The organism is Saccharopolyspora ipomoeae (assembly GCF_029952525.1).
Taxonomy (GTDB): domain Bacteria; phylum Actinomycetota; class Actinomycetes; order Mycobacteriales; family Pseudonocardiaceae; genus Saccharopolyspora; species Saccharopolyspora ipomoeae.
Window position 1 is genome coordinate 551720 of the sequence record NZ_JASAOF010000002.1, and the last position, 19095, is coordinate 570814.

Here is a 19095-nt window from a genome sequence, read left to right on the forward strand (position 1 = left end):
CTGCTTCCTACGCTAATCGCCGGCGGCGAAGCCCGTGGCTCGCCTCCCCGGCAACCCCGACTCGAAGGACGGTCATGGCCACGCATCGGATTGCGGTGATTCCCGGCGACGGCATCGGCAAGGAAGTGGTGCCGGAAGGGGTTCGCGTGCTCAACGCGGTCTCGGAGGTCTTCGGAACGCGCTTCGAGCTGGTCGAGTTCGACTTCGCCAGCGTCGACCACTACCTCGCCCACGGCCGGATGATGCCCGAGGACTGGTTCGAGCAGCTCAGCGGTTTCGACGCCCTGTTCTTCGGCGCCGTCGGCTGGCCCGAGGTGGTGCCCGACCACATCTCGCTGTGGGAGAGCCTGCTGCAGTTCCGCCGCCGCTTCGACCAGTACGTCTCGCTGCGGCCGGTCAAGCTGCTCAAGGGCGTGTCCAGCCCGCTGGCCGGGCGAGAACCGGGCGAGGTCGACTTCCTGGTCGTGCGGGAGAACACCGAAGGCGAGTACTCCAGCATCGGCGGCAAGATCTTCGAAGGCACCGACCGCGAAACCGTCGTGCAGGAAACGATGATGACGCGCATCGGTGTCGACCGGATCCTCAAGTACGCCTTCGAACTCGCCCAGAACCGCCCGCGCCGGAAGCTCACCTCGGCCACCAAGAGCAACGGCATCTCGATCTCGATGCCCTACTGGGACGAACGCGTCCAGAACATGGCCGCCGACCACCCGCAGGTCGAGGTCGACAAGTTCCACATCGACATCCTCGCCGCGAACTTCGTGATGCACCCCGACTGGTTCGACGTCGTGGTCGCCTCCAACCTCTTCGGCGACATCCTCTCCGACCTCGGTCCGGCCTGCACCGGCACGATCGGGATCGCACCCAGCGCGAACATCAACCCGGAGAAGAACTTCCCGAGCCTGTTCGAGCCGGTCCACGGCTCGGCACCCGACATCGCGGGCAAGGGCGTCGCCAACCCGATCGGCCAGATCTGGTGCGCCTCGATGATGCTCGACCACCTCGGCGAGCACGACGCCGCGGCGGTCGTGATGACCGCGATCGAGGACGTCGTCGGACGGGGCGCCGCGGCCCTGACCCCGGACATGGGCGGCACCGGTGACACCGCCGGCGTCGGCGCGGCCATCGCCGAGTCGATCCGCACCTCCCGCGCCTGACCCTCGAGGAGCGTTGAGCCCGAAGCCGATTCGGGCTCAACGCCCGCTCACGCGTCGTGCAGCTCGTCGAGGAGGGTGAAACCGTCCTCGATCCAGGCGAGTTCGGTGCGGGCGTGGGCGATGAGGCCGTCGTAGGCGTAGACCTTGTAGCGGACGGTGAGTTCCGCGGCGCGCTCGTCGAGCTTCGCCAGCCGGGCCGCCAGGGTGGGGTGGGTGCGGTCGACCAGGGTCGCGCGGGTGTCCTCCAGCATCGCCAGGTGCTCTTCCCAGTAGGCCTTCTGCTGGTTCAGCTGCTCGCGGACCGCGTCGGGGTCGGCGAAGTCGAAGTAGGCGGCCTTGAGGTAGGCGGGGTCGCGCTGCCACTGCGGGACCAGCGGCGACTCCATCCACTCCCGGAACTCCTTCAGGCCCGCGTCGGTGACGTGGTACTCCTTCTTCGTCCCCTTCTTGCCCCAGGGGACCTCGACCGAGGTGAGCAGCCCGTCGCGCTCCATCCGGTTCAGCGCCGGGTAGATCTGCGAGTCCGGGGCGTGCCAGACGTGGGCGACCGAGCGGCTGAAGCTCTTCGAGATGTCGTAGCCGGTCATCGGGCGACCGGTGAGCAGCGCGATCAGCGCGTAGCGCAGCGACAAGACGACCTCCCTCCTTGATCGGTCACGCTATCTCACCCTTGCCAACTCACTATATCCATAGTTACCTTGTGGCCCACGCTACAGATACCTCTCTTCATAGGGAGTTGGGCCATGAGCCTCACCGCAACGCCGCGGGTGGACGTCTCCGCTCCGACCACCGCCGCGGCCAAGATCTTCAACCACCCCCGCAACGCCTGGTACGTGGCGGCCTGGGACCACGAGGTCACCGGCAAGCAGCCGCTGGCGCGCACCGTCGCCGGGGTGCCGCTCGCGCTGTGGCGCAACGCCGAAGGCCGGGCCGTCGCGCTCGCCGACGCCTGCTGGCACCGGCTCGCACCGCTGTCGCAGGGCAAGGTCCTCGGCAACGAGCTGCAGTGCCCGTACCACGGCCTGCGCTACAACTCGACCGGCCGCTGCACCGCCATGCCCGCGCAGGAGACGATCAACCCGAGCGCGGCCGTGCCGTCCTACCCCGTCGTCGAGCGCTACCGCTACGTCTGGGTGTGGGTCGGCGACCCCGACCTCGCCGACCCGGCGACCGTGCCCGACATGCACCAGATGGACGACCCGGACTGGGCGGGCGACGGCGAGACCATCCACGCCGACTGCAACTACCAGCTGGTGCTCGACAACCTCATGGACCTCACCCACGAGGAGTTCGTGCACTCCTCCAGCATCGGCCAGGAGGAGCTCTCCGAGTCCGAGTTCGACGTGAGCCACGACGGCGACACCGTCACCGTCACCCGCTGGATGCGCGACATCGACGCGCCGCCGTTCTGGCTCAAGAACATGCGCGACAAGTTCCCCGGTTTCGAGGGCAAGGTCGACCGCTGGCAGACCATCACCTTCCAGGCACCCGGCACGATCTGCATCGACGTCGGCGTCGCCAAAGCGGGCACCGGCGCGCCCGAGGGCGACCGCAGCCACGGCGTCAACGGCTTCGTCATGAACACGATCACGCCCGAGACCCACCGCACCTGCCACTACTTCTGGGCGTTCATGCGCAACTACCGCCTGGACAGCCAGACCATCACCACCCAGCTCCGGCAGGGCGTGCACGGGGTGTTCGGCGAGGACGAGGACATGCTGCGCGCGCAGCAGCGCGCCATCGACGCCAACCCGGACCACGAGTTCTACAGCCTCAACATCGACGCCGGAGGAATGTGGGTCCGCCAGATCCTGGAGCGCATGCTCGCCGCCGAAGGACGCCCCGCAGCGGCCCCGTCCCCCGCGCGAGGTGTCTGATGGCGGCCCTCACCCGGTCCCACCGGCAGCGCGGACGGGTCGTCGAGGCCGAGCACGTGGCCGACGGCGTCCGCCGGATCGTGCTGGAGGTCGACCACCCCGAGCCCGCCTCCCCCGGCACGCACGTCGACGTCGAGCTGCCGATCCGCGGCGGCAGGCAGGTCCGCTCCTACTCGGTGGTCCGCTCCGAGGACGGGGGCCGCCGGCTGACGCTGAGCGTGCAGCTCTCCCCCGCCTCGCGCGGCGGCTCGGAGGCCATGCACGCGCTGGCCGTCGGCGAGGAGCTCACCGTGACCGGCCCGGTGCAGAGCTTCCCGCTATCGGTCGGCGCCGGGCGCTACGTCCTGGTCGCCGGCGGCATCGGCGTCACCGCGCTGGTCGCGATGGCCTCGGCCCTGCGCCGCCGCGGCGCCGACTACGAGCTGGTGCTCGTCGGGCGCAGCCGCCGGGTCATGGCCTACGTCGACGAGCTGCGCGCCGAGCACGGCGAGCGGGTCCGGGTGCACGTCGACGACGAGGGAACTCCGCTGTCGGTACCGGACCTGGTCGGCGAGATCGCCTCGGCGCCGAACGCCGACACCACCGAGCTCTACATGTGCGGACCCATCGGGCTGATGGACGCGATCCGCTCCAGCTGGACCGAGCACGCGCTGCCGCCGACCAGCCTGCGGTTCGAAACCTTCGGCTCCAGCGGACGTTTCGACGCCGAGGACTTCGTGGTCCGGCTCCCCCAGCACGACCGCGAGGTCACCGTCCCGCGCGACGCCTCCATCCTCGAAGCCCTCACCGCCGCCGGGGTCGAGACGCTCTCGGACTGCCGCAAGGGCGAGTGCGGGCTGTGCCTGGCCAAGATCGTCGACGTCGACGGCACCGTCGACCACCGCGACGTGTTCCTCAGCGAAGCGCAGAAGCAGCGCTCGAACTCCCTGTGCCTGTGCGTCTCGCGCGCGGTGGCCGACGGCGGCGACCGCGCGTCCCTCACCCTCCACCTCACCTGATCCCCCTCACCCCCTGGATGTCCCCATGAACCTCACGGCCCGCATCGGCGCGGCGCCCATGTCCGCCTACCAGTGGCTGATCGTCGCGCTGTGCACCTTCATGAACTGCCTCGACGGTTTCGACGTCATGGCGGTCGCCTTCACCGGCCCCTCGGTCACCGAGGAGTTCGGCCTCAGCGGCTCCGAGTTCGGACTCCTGGTCTCGGTCGGTCTCATCGGCATGGCCGTGGGGTCGATGCTGCTGGCGCCCTTCGCCGACCTCATCGGACGCCGCCCGCTGATCCTGATCAGCCTCCTGCTGGGCACGGTCGGCATGTTCGGCGCCGCGATGGCGCCCTCGGTGCTCGTGATGGGCGCCTTCCGGCTCATCACCGGCATCGGCGTCGGCGGAATCCTGGCCAGCACCAACGTGATCGCCAGCGAGTTCTCCAACACCCGCAACCGCGGCCTGGCCATCGGCATCTACACCGCCGGGTACGGCATCGGCGCGACCCTCGCGAGCCTGGTCGCCAAGAGCGCGGTCGGCGGCGACTGGCGGACCGTGTTCTACGCCGGTGGTGTCGGGACGCTGCTCGCGCTGATCGTCATCGCCGTGCTGCTGCCCGAGTCGGTCGCGTTCCTCGAACAACGCCGCCCGAAGGGGGCTCTGGAGCGCATCAACCGGATTCTGGGCCGCATGGGGCTGGATTCGGTCGAGGAGGGCGAACTCGGTCAGGGCTCCGGCCGTTCCGACGCGGAGAAGTCCGGTTCGGGCTGGCTGAAGCAGCTGCTCGCGCCCACGGTCCTGCTGTGGATCGTGTTCATCACCATCATGTTCGGCTTCTACTTCGTCAACAGCTGGACGCCGACCCTGCTCAGCGAGGAGGGACTGTCCAAGAGCGCCGCCGTCACCGCCGGGATGGCGATCTCGATCGGCGGCACCGTCGGGTCGGTGCTCTACGGGCTGTTCGCCCGGTTCCGGCCACCGCGCGTGGTGCTGATCGGGTTCTCGCTGCTGTCGGCGGCGATGATGGTCGTGTTCATCCTGAGCACCTCCATCCTGTGGCTAGGGTTCGGCATCGGCGTCCTGGTCGGCGCGCTGATCAACGGCTGCATCGCCGGCGCCTACACCGTCGGGCCGCCGCTGTACCCCTCGCACGTCCGCAGCGTCGGCATGGGCTGGGCCCTGGGCACGGGCCGCATCGGCGCCATCCTCTCCCCGACGATCGCTGGTCTCCTCAAGGACGCCGGCGCCTCCGCCACCCAGCTCTACACCGGCGCCGCGGTCGTCGTCGCCCTCGGCGCCATCGCCCTGGTGGCCCTCCGCAAGCACGACCCGGAATCCACCCCGGCGACCGCGACCACGGCAACGCAACCCCACTGACAACCGACACGGCGAAGCGCCCGCTGCCCCGCCTCCCAGCGCAGGTCAACGGGCGCTTCCCACATCCCGCAACCAGCACTTCCCCCATCAATTTCATTCGCCCCTGAACCCATTACATCCCTAGAGGCCACATTCCCGTGTCGAAAACCCCGGTTTTCACTCGTCAAAAACCGCGGTTTTCGTCGCGTGAAAACGGGGGTTTTCGACACGAGGAAGACGTTTCGGGCTGGATTCGGCGAATCGGGGGTGGCCTGCGGGAGGAGGTTCTAGCCTCGCGGGCATGAGTGAAGCGTTGTCGTCCACCGCGCACGATGTGCCGACCGGCCGGAAGTCCGGGAACTGCATCGGGGTCGCCGCGCTCGTCGTGGGGATCGCGGCCTGCGTCGCGGCGCTCTTCCCGATGACCGCCTTCTTCGACGCGATCAACGTCCTTCCCCTCAACGGTCCGGTCACCTGGCCCACGATGTTCTTCGGCGGGATCATCGGCGTCGTGCTGGGCGTGATCGGCGTCCGGAGGGCGCACGTGGGCAAGGCCTCCAACCTCACGACGGCGAAGGTCGGGATCGCCCTGTCCCTCATCGCCCTCATCATCTGCGCGGGCTGGGTCGCGCTGAACCTCACCAGCGCGCCGTCCTGACCCCACTTCCACGGAGCGTCACGACGACGCTCGACCGGGCCTCACTCGACCGCGAGGTTCGCTGCGGGTTCAACCATGTCGCGGTTATCGTTGTTCGGTGGCATCGCCGGACTCCGCCATGCCCTTCGGCGTGACGTGGCAGATGATCTTGCACCAGGCCGCCGCACCGGTCGTGGCGCTCGACCTGCACGCCCGCATCATCTACGCCAACCCGGTGGCCTGCCGCCTCCTCGGCTACGAGCTGCAGGAGGTGATCGGACGCCCCTCGCACGACTTCACCCACCCCGACGACCCGCCGCTGGACCACGAGCTCTTCGCCGGGATGATCGCCTCCGGGACGGACACGCGGAACGAGGAGCGGCGCGGCATCCGGGCCGACGGCGCCGTCATCTGGGTCCTGATCAGCTACGCGCTCATCCGCGACGAGGACGGCAAGCCGAGCTTCGTCTTCGCCCAGTACCACGACATCACCGAGCGCCGCACGGCCGAGCGGCGCTGGCGCGGCACCTTCAACAACGCCCCGATCGGCATGGCCACGCTCGACCTCTCCGGGCACTGGATCGAGGTCAACGCGGCGCTGTGCGACATGCTCGGCTACACCGCCGAGGAGATGCGGTCCATGCACGCCTCGGACCTCACCTACCCGAACGACACCTCCGAGATCGACGTCATCGCGCAGCTGGCGGAAAGCAGCGGCGACGCCGTCAGCGTGGAGAAGCGCTACCGCCACAAGGGCGGCTACCCGATCTGGATCCTCATCCGGTTCAACGTCGTCCGCGGCGCCGACGACCAGCCCGCCTACGTCGTCGCCCAGTACGAGACGATCGGCGACGAGCAGCTCCGCGACAGCCACATCGCGCACATGGCGCTGCACGACCCGCTGACCGGCCTCGCCAACCGGGCGCTGCTGATGGACCGGATCAACCACGAGCTCGCCGCGCTCCCCTTGCACGGCGGCATCGTGATGGTGCTCGTCGCCGACCTCGACCGGCTCAAGCCCGTCAACGACCGATTCGGCCACGCCTCGGGCGACCAGTTGATCGTCACCACGGCCGACCGCCTCCTGCGCGCCGTCCAGCCCGGGGACACCGTGGCCCGCCTCGGCGGCGACGAGTTCGTGGTGGTCTCCCGCGCCCCGGACCTCGCCACGGCCAGGACGTTCCGCGACGACCTCTCCGAGCAGCTGCGCACCGACGTCGTCATCTCCGGTGAGGTGGTCGAGCTCAGCGCCAGCGTCGGCCTCGCCAGCACGGCCGACACCACGACTCCGGCCGCCGATCTCCTCCACGACGCCGACGTCGACATGTACGCCCGCAAGACCGCCACCCGCTGACGACCCTCCGCGACCTGGTTCAGGTGGAGCGCTCGGAGCACCAGGGGACGGTTCTTCCCGGAATCGCCCGCGATTCGCTGTGGATCACTCGGATGATTCTGGGAGAAACTGTCCCCAGCCCACGCACGAGCCCCACAGCACCACCAACCCCGGCACCGGGAGACGGCGTGCGGAACGGTGGGCTTGAGCGGATGCTGGGGGACGGTCCCGCGCCCCAGCAGGCCCGACCGCACCAATTCCACCAGGGAGGACATGAATGAGCACCACGCGCAGCGCACACACCGTTTGGAAGGGCACGCTCATGGAGGGTTCCGGGACGGTGTCCCTGGACTCCTCGCAGGTCGGCCAGTACGCGGTGTCCTGGCCGTCGCGCGCGGAGGACCCGAACGGCAAGACCAGCCCCGAGGAGCTCATCGCCGCGGCCCACTCCAGCTGCTACTCGATGGCGTTGTCGAACGGCCTCACCCAGGCGGGCACGCCGCCTACCGAGCTCAACACGAAGGCCGAGGTGACCTTCAAGCCGGGTGCGGGCATCACCGGCATCCACCTCACCGTCGAGGCCCAGATCCCGGGGATCGACGAGGACGCCTTCCGCGCCGCGGCCGAGGACGCCAAGGCCAACTGCCCGGTCAGCCAGGCGCTCACCGGTACCACGATCTCCCTCACCGCCTCGCTCACCTGACGCCCCGGCGCTGAGCACCGTGCACGGGTGGGCCGGGAATCTGCGCGAAGCGCACGCGGCCGGCGGAGATGTGCCCTAGCATCCCGATCAATTCCTCGACGTGATTCGTCGCCGATGAGAGAAGGACTGGGGATCATGAAACGCACGACGCGTTCGGCCATCATCACCGTCGTCGCCGGGATCATCGGCGCGACGCTGACCGGCACCTCCGCCGCGCAACCCGCTGCCGCGGACCAGAATCCGGTCTACTTCGTGCACGGCTGGGGCGGTCCGAAGGACTGCGACGAGACCTGGGGCAACGCCGTCGACTACTTCGCCGACGAGCAGGGCATGCAGCCGAGCAAGCTGTACCTGCTGCGCTACTACGACGGCGACTACGAGTCGAAGAACTGCCGCGACGGCGTCAACTACCCCGACATCAGCAACGACGGCAACAACGACGGCACCCGCGACACCCGCATCAAGCACGTCGCCGCAGCGTTCGCCCACCAGCTAGCGAGCCACGACGGCGAGAAGATCGACATCGTCGCGCACTCGATGGGCGGTCTCGTCACCCGGGTCGCGCTGCTGGGCACCGCGCAGGGCTGGGACGGCTTCCCGAAGGACGCCGACGGCAGCCCGGCGGACCTCAACGTCGACGACGTGGTCACCCTCGGAACCCCGCACCAGGGCGTGAGCCACTCAGGTCCCGACGACACGCAATGGAAGTCCATGCTCCCGGACTCGGAATTCATGCGCGTGCTGCACCTGCCGGAGAACCGGCTCAGCGAACCGTGGGCCCAGAGCGTCGACTGGAGCTTCGCCGGTTCCAACGAGGACGAGACCGTCAAGGGCGAATCCGCCATCGACATCGACTACCGCGCCAACCACAAGTACCTCTACCTCGGCGGCAACCAGCTCAAGGTCACCCACGGCACGATCCGCACCGAGACCGGCGGCGACCACCACTTCAACCTCCGCCACGTCCACAACGGCGGGAACCCCACCGACACGACGGAAGGCCGCTCCCCGGTAGCCCTCGCCTGGCGAGCCATCACCGACAAGGACCGGTGACGGCCCGGCCCGCCGTCCCACTGATCGGTGGGACGGCGGGGCCAGGAGGACTTCACCGCCTGCCGTCGAGGTGGATGATCACGCGAGCTGGTTGGCGGCTTCGCGGTTCCACTGCTCGATCTGCTGGCCGATCTCGCGGGTGACCGTCGGTTTGTCGCGGACCAGTTCGTCGAGCATGTCGCACGGGATGGCCAGCAGCGTCAGCTCGGTCGTCGCGGTGATCGTGACGACCGCGGCGGTGCGGGTGACCGCGCCGTGCCCGAGGTAGTCGCCTTCGCGCAGCGTCCGCATCGACTCCGCGCCCGAAGCGATCGTCGCCGAGGCTTCTCCCTCGACCACGAGCGACAGCACCGACGGGACGCGGCCGGCGCGGAGGACGATCTCGCCGGCCGCGTAGCGCTCGACGCGCATCCTGCTCGCGAGCTCGGGCGCCTGCTCCGGCTCGATGTGCAGCCGGGGCGCGAACCGGCGCAGCGCGGCCGCCGCTTCGTCCACGTCGTCGGCGAGCTGCGCGCGGACCCCGTTGAAGGCCAGGCCCGCGCGGCGAGCCGCGTACCAGGCCCGAGTGCGCAGCTCGGTGCGCACGCCCCAGTGGTCGGCGAAGTCCTTCATCGGGACCATGACGCAGTAGTTCATCAGCGGCGTGTGCGAGAAGGACGTCGGCGGGGACAGCGGAATGGTCTTCGGCGCTCCGGCGTGCAGCTCGGGGCTGATGTCCGCGGCCGTCTCGGTGAGGGTCCGGATCACCTTCTGCGGCGGGTCGCTCTCGCTGAACGCCAGGGTGACCATCAGGTAGAACGAGCCCGGTGGCTGGCTGTGGTTGGCGAAGGAGGCCTTCGACAGCGAGGAGTTCGGGATGATCCGGGTCCCGGTGAACGTCTGCAGGTGCACCGCCCGCCAGTTCACCTGGACGACCTGTCCGACCTCACCGTCGACCTCGAGCCAGTCGCCGATCGCGAACGGTTGCTCGAACAGCAGCAGCAGACCCGAGATGACGCCGCCGACCGCGTCCTGCAACGCCAGGCCGAGCACGATCGAGGTGACGCCGAGCGCCGCGAACAGGCCCCCGATGTCGGCGCCCCAGATCCACGCCAGCAGCACGGCCACCCCGATGGCGACGAGCAGCACCCGACCGAGCTCGATGAAGATGGTCGGCAAGCGCCGTCGCCACGAGCCCTGCGTGGCGTTGACGAACAACATCGCGTTCAGCGCCGAGAGCACGAACTGCAGGATGAGGACCCCGAGCGCGGTGGCGACGATGCGCACCCAGTTCGAGCCCTCCGTGACGCTGACCCGCCCGGACGCGAGGCCGAGCAGGATCAGGATCGCGACGCCCGGCACGATGTAGGTGCGCAGCAGCTGCAGCGGTTTCGCCAGCGGGTTGCCGCGCCGCACCAGCACTCCGTGCAGCTCGGTCAGCGCCACGGTCACCACCGGCAGCGCGATGATCACGACGATGTACCACCCGAACCACGGCTGCCCGGTCATCGGCGAGGCCCTTCGTCCAGACGCCACACGGGCTGCCCGTCGACGTCCGCGACGACCTCCGCGAAGTCGAAGCTGTCCCGCACGCGGGCGCGGACCGCGCTGCTGACGTAGATCCCCGGTTCCCCCGACGCCCGGGCCACGCGCCGAGCGGAGTCCAGCGCCTCACCCCACACGTCGTAGCCGGTGCGGCGGCCGACCAGGCCGCCGGCGAGCGAGCCGGTGTCGATGCCTGCCTCGACGACGAGCCGCTGGGCGTACCGCGCGTGGAATCCCGCGATGATGCGGAGGAGTTCGGTCGCGAAGTCGAGGGTGCGCTGCGCGGTGTCGACGCGCGGGACCACGAGGCCGCAGCTCGCGATGAACCTGAGCTGCGAGACGTGCACGAGTTCCACGCCCGCCGTCTCGGCCGCGTCCTCGACGCTGCGCACCAGCTCGTTCAACCGCTCTCGCCGCTCGGCGGCCTCACCCGGCCAGTCGGCTTCGTCGGGTCCGGTGAACGCGGCCACGATGACGCACGCGTCGTCGCTCTCCGTCGTGATGTCGTCCTCGCCCGCGCGGTAGCGCTCGGCCACCGGTTCCGGCATCACGTTCGTCAGCAACCGGTCGTTCTCCTCGTTGATCTCGTCGAGCTGGTCCTGCTTGGCCCGGAGCCGATCACCCATCGTGTTGAACGCGACCGTGAGATCACCGAACTCGTCCCGGCTGCGCACCGGTATTCGCGTGTCGAGGTCGCCGCTGCTGAGCCGTTCCGCCCCGGCGAGCAGTCTCGTGATGGGTCGGGTGAACGCGCGGGCGATCATCATCGACGCCACGGTCACCAGCACCACGAGCAGCAGGGCGACCAGGCCGATGTTGCGGGTGAACGACCGGACCGGCGCGAGCGCCTCGGACTTGTGCATCTGGCCGACGACGGCCCAGTTCAGGTCGGGGTCGGCGAGCGGCGCGTAGTTGGTCAGCACCGTGTCACCGAGGTAGTTGTCCTCCTCCGCGATACCGGTGCCGCCGTTGAGGCCGTCCCGGATGGAGTCCGAGTCGACCTCCTGGGCCAGGATGGGGTCCCGCTGCGCGACGATCTCGTCGACGATCCCGGGCGGCATGCCGTGGTTGTTGGCGGCGGTGCGGTAGGCCTCCGGGTCCTGGACCAGAAGCCGGGAGGTGGAGCGGAGGCGTTCGTCATCGCCGACGAGGTAGACCTCCCCGGTCTCACCGAGCCCGGTTCCCTCCCAGTTCTCGTCGGCCGTCATCGCCTCGTTGATCCGCTCCACCGAGAGCTGGATGACCATCGCGCCGACCAGCTTCCCGCCGACGCCGATGGGCGTGATGCCGAAGGCGGCCGGGCGATCCATCTTCGGCATGTACTGCTCGAAGTCGGTCAGCTTCACCTCGTTGACGGCGTTCGAGCGGAAGACGTCGCGCACGCCCTCGGACAGCTCGGTCTTGTTGAACGCGTCGCCGAACAGGTTGGCGCCCAGTTGGATTCCGCCGTCGGCGCTGTAGACGACGTTGCCGCCCGGATCGACCAGCATCACGTCCTCGTAGCCGCGCTCGCGCTGCAGCGCCCGGAAGTACTCGCCGTACCGGCGGTGCGCCGCCGACCACGCGCTGCCGTCGCCCGCGTCGGTGATCGCGGGCTGCCGCGCCTCGTCCTGGTCGCCGGTGGAGAGGTAGTGCGCCTGGAGGTAGATCTGCTGGTTCGAGCGCGGCAGGAGGTTCTCGGCGGTCACGTTGGTGCCGGAGGTGGCGTGCACGCGGGGGACGAAGTCCTGCCGGTAGTACTGCTCGATCTTCTGGCGGTCCGCAGGCGATACGGGCGCGTCGGCGAGTTGGCCGAACGCGGCGCCGAACTCGCTCATCGCGGACCGGGTGCTCTCGGCGACGCTGGTGGCCGCGAGCGATTCGCGCACGTCGCCGAAGAGGGCCTCGGCTTGCCGCGCGCGGGCGTCGCGCGCGGTGATGATGTGGTCGTAGGCCTCCTTGCTGAGCGCGTTGCTGCCGGACTCGTAGCCGACGAGGCCCGCGACGAGCACCGCGATGATGCTGGCCGACAGCAGCATGACGAGGAGCCGCGATTGAATCGTCAGCCGTCCCCACACCCAGGACTTCCGCAACTTCGGCGAATCGGAATTGTTCGCGCCGGGCTTGTCAGCGGACGAGTCGGGCCCCAGATCCACACCATCTCCTGCTGTTCGATCAACGCAGCCGTCCGCTGCCACGGAATCGCCACGCTAGGATCGATCTTCAAGAACAGCAATTCGGGTTTCGCCCGACCGGGTCCGAATTCGCCCCACCGCAGGAATTCCAACCGAATCCGGGCCTTCCCCCTCAAGGCACGCCCGGGTTCATGCCTGGTCTTCCACTCGCCCCAGTCCGAGCAGTCGTGGGGCTGCGAGCACCGCGATCGCCCCGACGAGGACGGCGGCACCGATGATGACCGCGCGCAGCGACGTGGCCTCGGCCGCCGGGCCCGCGAGTGCCGCGCCGAGGGGCATCAATCCCCACGCCAGCACCCGGTGTGCGCTGGTCACCCGTCCCATCAGCGGACGCGGCGTCAGCCGTTGACGGTTGGCGGACGACAACACGTTCCACGCCCCGGCACCCAGACCCATCACCAGGTAGGCCGGCCAGGCCACCCAAGGGGAACCTCCGGTACCCAGCACGGCGATGCCCGCCGCCAGGATGAGCAGAGCACCGACCATCACCGGTCCGCCGCCCCAGCGCAGCGCCGCCCGGGTGGCCAGTGGCGCCGCGACGAGGGCACCGACCGCGGTGCACACGAGCAGGGTGGCGACCGATGCCTCCGGAAGCCGCAGCGACTCGATCGCGTGGAGGAACGCCACGGCGTTGACCCCGCTGGTCACGAACGCGGTCAGTCCGACAACGCCCACCACCGCGCGCAACGTCGGCTGCCGCACCAGGAACCGGACCCCTTCGAGGACCTCGGTGCGCAACGCCGTGATGTTGCTGCTCACCGGGCGCTCGGCACTCACGGTGACCGTGGCCGCCAGCGCGCCGGCGATGATGAACGCCATTCCCACTGCCAGGAAGCACAATTCCGGTCTCCACGCGAAGAGCCCGGCGGCCACGAGCGGGCCCGCGATCTCCACTCCGACCGTCTCGGTGCTGACCACCCGCCCGTTGGCACGCTCCAGTTCGGACGGACCGGCCAGCGTCACCAGCAGGGTCTGACCGGCCGAGTCCGCGAACGTCTCGGCACTGCTGAGCAGGAACGCGCACACCGCCAAGGCTGTGACGTCGGGACTTCCCGCCGCGATCAGCGCGCTCAGCGACACCGTCAGCCCACCGCGGATCACGAGGCTGACGATGAACGCCGTCCGCGGCGACCATCGATCGACCAGAGCCCCGGCGGGCAGGGCCACGAGCAGCCAGGGCAACACCGAGGCGACCGCCACGATCGACACCGACAGCGGATCACGCGTGGTCACCGCGCTGAACAACGGCAACGCCGCCGTGAGCACCCCGTCGCCGACCGACGCCGCACCCCACGACGCGAGCAATCGCCGGAAGTCGCGGCTCCGAACGCCCACCACCGAAGCCCCCATGCCGGCCGACCTCCCACACGGCTCACCGAAGTCCACCGCGATCACACGGCCATCGCCGGTACCGGCCAGCGTCGCAGCCGCGCCGGTGCCCACCACGTGAGGCGTCCGGTCTCCACCAACAGGCCGTTCTCAACGAGAAGCGCGACCGCAGCCGGGTCGCACTCATCCGGATCCACTCCACTGGCGAGCTTGTGCACGACTTCTCGCAAGTAGGGCTCGTCAATGGTGTAGCAGTCGAGCACGCCGGATCGCCGATCACGTATCTGAACGAACCCAGGTCCCTGCCGGAGGACGCATTTGCCCGGGTGGAACGTGCGGCCCCATTCCTCGACCTCCGCGCTCGTCCCCGTCGGTGGGGGGAGGTGCGCGAACGACCTCCACCCCGGTGGGACCTCGACGACCGTCCACTCGACCCGTACCGCCCAAGCCGCCAGTTCCCGAAGCAGATCAAGGGTGTGACGCGCCGTGTCGTCGGCCAGCCAGACCGGCTCCGCGACCACTACCCGCCGGATGCCCCTGGTGACCAATGATCGTGCTTGCTCGGGCGCCGCAGCCGAAATCGGCTGAATCAACACAGGTTCAACGCCAGGACGACCCCGATGGTGCAGGTAGCCTTTGATCATCAGCCGCGGTCACCCGATCCTCAACTGCCGCTGATTGTTGGCTTCGGGGACGACGTGCACGTAGTGTCCGTCCTCAGCGAATAACAGCCCCGCAGCCTGCCAACGCAGGAGTACGTCCTCAATGCCCGTTCCGAACTCGGCGTGCAGTGTGGACAACGACCTAGGACGGTCGAGCATCTCGAACAGGACCACGTCGCTTCCGGCAATCACATGTTCGCGCTGGCCGAAGGGCGGGCGGTCGTCCAAGATCAGAATCTCGGCTTCCATCCGCACCCACTCCAATTCGCTCACCGCATGATCATGCCGCCACGCACGCACGGCCCCCAGCAAGCACCTTTCGACGTCGGCCCCTATCCCTGCGGGTGCGCTGGCGAACAGGTACGCGATTTCAGCCAATTCTTCGGGTGGTAGGGCGTAGTTGCGTGCGTATTGGGGATCGGGGTTGCGCTTGTCAAAGCCGAGGTCAGGACGGTCGAAGTACGGGCTGAAGCGCTCCAGAGCAATCCGGTCGGCCCCGTCCATCGGCGGAAGGTGATGCAAGCTGGGCATCTGGTCGATCACCGCGAGGTAGTCCTCGTCGGACTCATCCGGAAATCCGTAGAGGTAGTTCCACATGACAGTGATCCCCAGCGAACTCGCATCCCGGAGAAAACGCACGTTCTGACACCCACTCACGCCCTTGTCCATGAGCCTGAGGACACGGCTGCTGAGGTTCTCGATCCCCGGTTGGACCTGGACGATACCTGCGTTCACGAGCCGACGCATCTGGTCGATTCGAAGGTTCGACTTGACCTCACATTGGATCCGCAGGTCAAATCCGCTTTCCTCGAGGTAAGGCAAGACCGTGTTGAAATAGGCCATGTCGAGAATGTTGTCCACAAGATAGATATCGAGCACCTGGTGCTGAGCGGCGAGCCCGAGCAACTCGTCGCGGAACCGCTGCGGACTCTTGCTGCGGAACTCCATGAAGGAGCCGTTGAGGCCGCAGAACTTGCAGTGGTGCTTTTCGCCCCACCAACAGCCGCGGGCTCCTTCAACGACCAATTTGGGTTCTACCTCGGTTGCCGCGGCCGAGGAAGCATGTCTCTCGAAGTAATCTTCAAACTCCGGCGAAACGATGTCTTCCGGCGGCAGCGGAGCGGCGCTCGGGGAGTTCGCACCGATCTCGGACTTGTCGCGCCAGCACAGTCCCGGAATTCCACGCGGACTCTCACCCGATGCGAGGCTGTCGAGGAGAGCGGGGAACGCGGCTTCACCTTCGCCACGAACCACGTAGTCGACGAACTCAAAATTCCGATGCCACGCCGAACCCTGCGTCCCTTCGCAGTTCGCTCCCCCCAGCACTGTCGTCATTCCAGGGTTGATCCTCTTCAGTTCACGAGCCAACGCCAGCGACGCCGCATTTTGCTGGAACGTCGTGGTGAACCCCACAACGGCGCCGCAGCACTCCGTGAGACTCCTGGCATACATCGAAACCCAGTCCGGGATCAGCTCGTGCAGACGCACGCACAGCCGGAGTGTTTCCTCGTCGACATCACCGCTGTGCGCCGCGCAGAACTCGTCGACACGCCAATATCGGTCGCCGTAGAGAGCCGAGGTGAAGACCCAGTCGCCGATCCCTTGAAAATAGCTGTCCAGGCTGAAGAAGTCGTATTCACGCAACCCGGTGCCGACTTCACGGTACATCCAATCGAAGAAGTCCAGGTTGGCATCCACAACAGTGACCCGGTGCACCCCACCGCGCTCTACGGCTGCTTTGAGGATGCCGCACGCCAGCGACGGGTAGGAAACCGACGCCCACGGCATGTTGACCAACGTCACGTCCACTCGATCCCACCTCCGACACGATCGACGACGAAACGGGGGTGGAGCGGCGGCGATGCGTGCGTCCCCAGGGCCGCTCCACCTGTCCGTTACTTCGAGATCCGCACGCCGGTGGTGCCGCCGCCGATCGCGTGCGGCGAGTTGTGCACCGTCTTCTTCTTCATGCGCTCACCTCCTACATACTTCGATCTTGGACCGCAGGAATCGTTGGACCTGCGGCCAGGAATCGGACCTGAGAGCGGCACGAGTTGTGCGGTTCGCGACGCTACCAACCAATGGGCCGCTTCCAAACCCCAAAATGACAGCCTTGCGCAACACGACGCCTCTCAATTTTCACCTATTTACCAAAATTAGGTTCGTTATTACCAAAGAAGGAAGCGCAACGTCGCCGAAATTCGAGTAGATCACGCAGAAGGAGCACGCCGGTCGATGCGTTAATCGCCCTCGATCAGGGCAGCTGGCGGCGTGAGGACGCGGTACCGCTACGCCAGCTCGACGCGGGTGGACGACCGGTCGCGCAGCGGTGGCCGAACGCGATCGAGCGGTGCTCCCGCGCTGGGTCCTTCGAAGGCATCAACCTCGCCTTGAACTGATCCGTCGACGCCGTGGTCCCGCTGCTTCGAGACTTAGGTCTCTTCCGCACCGAGTACGAATCCGACGCGCTGCGCGACCTCATCGACGTCTGACCCGCGGCACCGGAAGGGCCTGAAGCATGGTCTCCCGACGACTTTCACGCACCCGAGGACGTGCACGCTTAAGGCGCGATGATCGTGGCGCCCGGTCGCGGCGAATCCCGTGCCACCTGCACCCGATTCGCCCGCCGACTGGCCACCGATGCCAACCTGGTTCAGGTGCTCGCCGCGCCGCGGGTCGAGGACGGCTCCTCGTCGCTGGAACTCGCCGAGGTGCTCACCACCGCGGCCGACGGCTTCCCCCGACCGGTGGTGATCGTGGGATCCGAAACGAGCGGTAGCACCTAGTGGTGTCCGCCGAGGCCCCTAACCTTCCTCGAAAACCTCGGCAACGACCTCAACCCGATCATTGCGGTCGACTCCGACGGGTGGCCGATTCGAAGGAGTACGGCGGTCACCAACCGGCAGGAGCCAGCAGGGGACCGCATCTCCCCGAATTAACCGGACGAAACGGGCTTTGATCATGGGTGGTTCGAGGAAGAACCGTCGCCTCCGCGGGGGCTCACCAGTCGTGCACGGTTCCGTCGAGGAGGCGGTTCACGGGGAGGTAGGCGGCTGTGTAGGGGTGTTGGGCGGCGAGGGTTTCGTCGAGTTCGACTCCGAGGCCCGGGGTGTCTCCGGGGTGGAGGAAGCCCCGGTCGAAGGTGTAGGAGGTGCGGAAGGTCTCCAGGGTGAGGTCGCTGTGGGGCATGTACTCCTGGATGCCGAAGTTGTGGATCGCCAGGTCCAGGTGCAGTGCCGCGGCCATGCCGATCGGGGAGACGTCGGTGGGGCCGTGCAGGCCGGAGCGGATGCCGTAGATGCCGGCGAAGTCCAGGAGCTTCTTCATCCCGGTGATGCCGCCGGTGTGCGTCGGCGCCGAGCGGACGTAGTCGATCAGGCGCTCGGTGATCAACGCCTGGTAGTCGTGGACGGAGTTGAAGACCTCGCCGGTGGCCAGCGGTGTGGTGCTGTGCTGGCGGATCAGCCGGAACGCTTCCTGGTCCTCGCCCGGGGTCGCGTCCTCCAGCCACAGCAGGTCGTACGGTTCCAGGGATTTCGCCAGCCGGGCGGCTTCGATCGGCGACATCCGGTGGTGCCCGTCGTGCAGCAGGCGCAGCTCCGGGCCGAACTCCTCGCGCACCTTCTCGAAGATCGACGGGACGTGGCGGAGGTAGGCCGGGGTGTCCCACTCCTCCTCGTCGGGGCGGGTGGCGGCGCTGCCGTCGGCCGCGCGGTGCGCGGGCTCGTAGTCGTACTTCTCCCCCGGCTTCGCCGTCGCCGAGACGCCGTAGACGGAGTCGAGTCCGGGCACGCCGGTCTGGATGCGGACCGCGGTGTAGCCCTCGTCGACGTAGCCGCGGATCGCCTGCGCCAGGGCCGCGTAGTCGTTGCCGGAGGCGTGGGCGTAGACGCGGAGCTTGTCGCGGCTCGCGCCGCCGAGCAGCTGGTAGACCGGCACGCCCAGCTTCTTGGCCTTGATGTCCCACAGCGCCATGTCGACCGCGGCGATCGCGGCCATCGTCACCGGACCGCGACGCCAGTAGGCGCCCCGGTACAGGTACTGCCAGGTGTCCTCGATGCGGTCCTCGTCCCGGCCGATCAAGGTGCTGGCGACGTGGTCGCGGAGGTAGGCCGCGGCGGCGAGCTCGCGCCCGTTGAGCGTGGCGTCTCCCCAGCCGACGACGCCGTCGGAGGTGACGAGCTTGAGGGTGACGAAGTTGCGTCCGGGGCTGGTGACGATGACGTCGGCGGTGGAGATGCTCACGGTGCGGGCTTTCCGTTCTCGGGCCGCGTTGGCGCGGCGTGGGTGGTGGAATCCCGGCGGC

Annotated in this window: 16 protein-coding genes; 9 read left to right on the plus strand and 7 right to left on the minus strand. The window is 68.2% G+C overall.

Translation table 11 applies throughout. The features are described 5' to 3' along the window. Window positions 1-74 precede the first annotated feature (74 nt). Window positions 75-1157 carry a tartrate dehydrogenase gene (locus tag QFW96_RS06100; RefSeq protein ID WP_281454536.1) on the plus strand — a complete coding sequence of 361 codons (1083 nt, stop codon included), beginning with the start codon at window positions 75-77 and terminating at the stop codon, window positions 1155-1157. 47 nt (window positions 1158-1204) lie between these two features. Here QFW96_RS06100 and QFW96_RS06105 read toward each other — a convergent pair whose 3' ends face one another. Next, window positions 1205-1789 (minus strand): PadR family transcriptional regulator, encoded by a 585-nt coding sequence (locus QFW96_RS06105; protein ID WP_281454537.1) that lies wholly within the window; start codon window positions 1787-1789, stop codon window positions 1205-1207. A 111-nt stretch (window positions 1790-1900) separates the two neighbouring features. On the opposite strand from QFW96_RS06105, the gene QFW96_RS06110 reads away from it, so the two are divergent. The 7 genes from QFW96_RS06110 to QFW96_RS06140 all read left to right on the plus strand — a co-directional run bounded on the left by QFW96_RS06110 (window position 1901) and on the right by QFW96_RS06140 (window position 9100). Further along, a complete protein-coding gene (locus QFW96_RS06110; protein WP_281454538.1) occupies window positions 1901-3034 on the plus strand; it encodes an aromatic ring-hydroxylating dioxygenase subunit alpha in 1134 nt (377 codons plus the stop codon). Next, window positions 3034-4032 carry a PDR/VanB family oxidoreductase gene (locus tag QFW96_RS06115; RefSeq protein WP_281454539.1) on the plus strand — a complete coding sequence of 333 codons (999 nt, stop codon included), beginning with the start codon at window positions 3034-3036 and terminating at the stop codon, window positions 4030-4032. Before QFW96_RS06110 ends, QFW96_RS06115 begins: the two co-directional genes overlap by 1 nt. Window positions 4033-4057: 25 nt before the next feature. Then, window positions 4058-5395 carry an MFS transporter gene (locus tag QFW96_RS06120; RefSeq protein WP_281454540.1) on the plus strand — a complete coding sequence of 446 codons (1338 nt, stop codon included), beginning with the start codon at window positions 4058-4060 and terminating at the stop codon, window positions 5393-5395. A 280-nt stretch (window positions 5396-5675) separates the two neighbouring features. After that, complete coding sequence (locus QFW96_RS06125) at window positions 5676-6032, plus strand: hypothetical protein (RefSeq protein ID WP_281454541.1); 357 nt, start codon at window positions 5676-5678, stop codon at window positions 6030-6032. 97 nt (window positions 6033-6129) lie between these two features. Beyond that, window positions 6130-7365, plus strand: a complete 1236-nt coding sequence (locus QFW96_RS06130; RefSeq protein ID WP_281454542.1) for a sensor domain-containing diguanylate cyclase — start codon at window positions 6130-6132, stop codon at window positions 7363-7365. 256 nt (window positions 7366-7621) lie between these two features. Continuing rightward, a complete protein-coding gene (locus QFW96_RS06135) occupies window positions 7622-8047 on the plus strand; it encodes an OsmC family protein (protein WP_281454543.1) in 426 nt (141 codons plus the stop codon). A gap of 135 nt (window positions 8048-8182) precedes the next feature. Then, entirely contained in the window at window positions 8183-9100 is a 918-nt protein-coding gene (locus tag QFW96_RS06140; RefSeq protein ID WP_281454544.1) for an esterase/lipase family protein, read from the plus strand. Between the two features lie 78 nt (window positions 9101-9178). On the opposite strand, the gene QFW96_RS06145 is transcribed toward QFW96_RS06140, so the two are convergent. The 5 genes from QFW96_RS06145 to QFW96_RS06165 all read right to left on the minus strand — a co-directional run bounded on the left by QFW96_RS06145 (window position 9179) and on the right by QFW96_RS06165 (window position 16598). After that, window positions 9179-10588 carry a mechanosensitive ion channel family protein gene (locus QFW96_RS06145; RefSeq protein WP_281454545.1) on the minus strand — a complete coding sequence of 470 codons (1410 nt, stop codon included), beginning with the start codon at window positions 10586-10588 and terminating at the stop codon, window positions 9179-9181. Then, window positions 10585-12759, minus strand: coding sequence for a HAMP domain-containing protein (locus QFW96_RS06150; protein WP_281454546.1), 2175 nt, complete (start codon window positions 12757-12759; stop codon window positions 10585-10587). The genes QFW96_RS06145 and QFW96_RS06150 overlap by 4 nt, the downstream gene beginning before the upstream one ends. Before the next feature lie 168 nt (window positions 12760-12927). Further along, the gene (locus QFW96_RS06155; RefSeq protein ID WP_281454547.1) at window positions 12928-14148 is read right to left on the minus strand and encodes an MFS transporter; all 1221 of its coding nucleotides are present in this window, start codon (window positions 14146-14148) and stop codon (window positions 12928-12930) included. A 41-nt stretch (window positions 14149-14189) separates the two neighbouring features. Beyond that, window positions 14190-14771, minus strand: coding sequence for a DUF5825 family protein (locus QFW96_RS06160; protein ID WP_281454548.1), 582 nt, complete (start codon window positions 14769-14771; stop codon window positions 14190-14192). Between the two features lie 9 nt (window positions 14772-14780). After that, complete coding sequence (locus tag QFW96_RS06165) at window positions 14781-16598, minus strand: RiPP maturation radical SAM C-methyltransferase (protein WP_281454549.1); 1818 nt, start codon at window positions 16596-16598, stop codon at window positions 14781-14783. A gap of 761 nt (window positions 16599-17359) precedes the next feature. Here QFW96_RS06165 and QFW96_RS06170 point away from each other — a divergent pair. Then, window positions 17360-17575: a hypothetical protein gene (locus tag QFW96_RS06170; protein ID WP_281454550.1), complete on the plus strand. Its 216-nt coding sequence runs from the start codon at window positions 17360-17362 to the stop codon at window positions 17573-17575. Window positions 17576-17789: 214 nt separating this feature from the next. Here QFW96_RS06170 and manD read toward each other — a convergent pair whose 3' ends face one another. Next, window positions 17790-19034, minus strand: coding sequence for a D-mannonate dehydratase ManD (gene manD / locus QFW96_RS06175; RefSeq protein WP_281454551.1), 1245 nt, complete (start codon window positions 19032-19034; stop codon window positions 17790-17792). Window positions 19035-19095: the final 61 nt, after the last annotated feature.

Coding starts and splice junctions, on each gene's coding strand:
- QFW96_RS06125 (WP_281454541.1), top strand. CDS start 5,676: ATGAGTGAAGCGTTGTCGTCCACCGCGCACGATGTGCCGACCGGCCGG.
- QFW96_RS06115 (WP_281454539.1), top strand. CDS start 3,034: ATGGCGGCCCTCACCCGGTCCCACCGGCAGCGCGGACGGGTCGTCGAG.
- QFW96_RS06110 (WP_281454538.1), top strand. CDS start 1,901: ATGAGCCTCACCGCAACGCCGCGGGTGGACGTCTCCGCTCCGACCACC.
- QFW96_RS06155 (WP_281454547.1), bottom strand. CDS start 14,148: ATGGGGGCTTCGGTGGTGGGCGTTCGGAGCCGCGACTTCCGGCGATTG.
- QFW96_RS06145 (WP_281454545.1), bottom strand. CDS start 10,588: ATGACCGGGCAGCCGTGGTTCGGGTGGTACATCGTCGTGATCATCGCG.
- QFW96_RS06135 (WP_281454543.1), top strand. CDS start 7,622: ATGAGCACCACGCGCAGCGCACACACCGTTTGGAAGGGCACGCTCATG.
- QFW96_RS06160 (WP_281454548.1), bottom strand. CDS start 14,771: ATGATCAAAGGCTACCTGCACCATCGGGGTCGTCCTGGCGTTGAACCT.
- QFW96_RS06120 (WP_281454540.1), top strand. CDS start 4,058: ATGAACCTCACGGCCCGCATCGGCGCGGCGCCCATGTCCGCCTACCAG.
- QFW96_RS06170 (WP_281454550.1), top strand. CDS start 17,360: ATGATCGTGGCGCCCGGTCGCGGCGAATCCCGTGCCACCTGCACCCGA.
- QFW96_RS06140 (WP_281454544.1), top strand. CDS start 8,183: ATGAAACGCACGACGCGTTCGGCCATCATCACCGTCGTCGCCGGGATC.
- QFW96_RS06100 (WP_281454536.1), top strand. CDS start 75: ATGGCCACGCATCGGATTGCGGTGATTCCCGGCGACGGCATCGGCAAG.